Below are 1,287 nucleotides of genomic sequence, written 5' to 3' on the forward strand. Positions count from 1 at the left end.
ATGGCACTATCGTTAGTCGTAGTGATACATTAAGTCTATGTAAAGCGCCTTATAAGTTAACTTTAAGTAGTACAGGGGGGACTTTAGAGACTCGTTATGGTGTGCCAAGAGGTGGTCGATTTTACGGAGGGACGGCGGAGTATTATATCACTTTGTCGTCACAGCCGGTTATTTGTTCGGTCAGGCCGAATTTGTACTTAGGTGGTACTGGTGATAATGTTTCTTCCCCTTGGGGTCGTACCCGTGACGATTCCAAGTACGCAGGCCCAGCTAGCATATGGGACCCCAAAAAGGGTTTTTTAGTTCAGTCAACAAGTCCATCATCTTACGAGTTAAACTTTCCAACTACAGGTTCAGATGGATTGTATTTTGATTTGGATGTTGGTGGAATCGATGCAAGTCAGTTGAGTTGGACAGTTAACACAGGTGGTAGTATAAGGGCAACGGTGAGTTGGACAATGCCGCGTTCTGGTACATTCACAGACCCAGATGGACGTACTGTCCAAGCCGATCAATGGATTAGAGATAAATCTAGTAATGTAACACGGGTAACATTAAGGGGTCCTAGGGCAAGTAGTTCTCAGATAAATTCAAGTAGTCCTAGTCGGCTTACTCCGTCGCTATCTTTGCCGCAGACATTTGAGTTGGTGGGTAGGGATAGAGGTGGTAATGAGGTTCGTTATGGATTTGTGTTGAGGCAGTGGTTCGTCCATCGGGGTTATAAAAAGGATACTCAGTCTAATCAAATATCTTGGTGTCGTGATTTGGGTTATCGTCCTGTTAGGGTAAGGGATTTAACCAATGCAGTCAGAACTGGTAGTTATCCTATTTCTGGCGCAGTACCTAGTTCATCTGGTAATCATTATATGCGTCACATAGGTGCAGGATTTTTCACGGAGTGGGGCAGCCTGAACAGCTACGCTGATGCGGGCTTCGTCGCCCACTACTACTGGACGAGTGACGCAGCAGGTAGCGATGGGTTCTCTGTCAACTCGCACAACGGCGACGTTGGCAGCGGCAGCGTTTCCTACAGTCATTACGCTGTTTGCACCGCACCTTAGCTTTTATTTCTTATTCCTTAATCCTTAGGCCGCGGGGGCGGTTATGGAGCCTGAGAGGACAATCTAACAAAGAATAACGCCCCCGCGTAAGTTGGGGCATTTCCCTTAGGGTTGCGCTGTTGCGGCGAAGCCACAATCGCGCCGCCCCCGCCGCCGGCGACGCTGAAAGTGTCGATGGCGGTGGCTCAGGGGTAAAATCAAATAAATAAAGAGAAGTCATGTAATG

General features: G+C 47.8%; 1 protein-coding gene. It reads left to right on the forward strand.

Features of this window, described 5'->3' with window-relative positions:
• Positions 1-1,061, forward strand: a 1,061-nt coding sequence (locus ACYH9I_RS11225) for a hypothetical protein (RefSeq protein WP_483560786.1), incomplete at its 5' end; no start/stop codon positions are given.
• Positions 1,062-1,287: the final 226 nt, after the last annotated feature.

The sequence above is a fragment of the Gilliamella sp. X-23 genome (genome assembly GCF_057063545.1).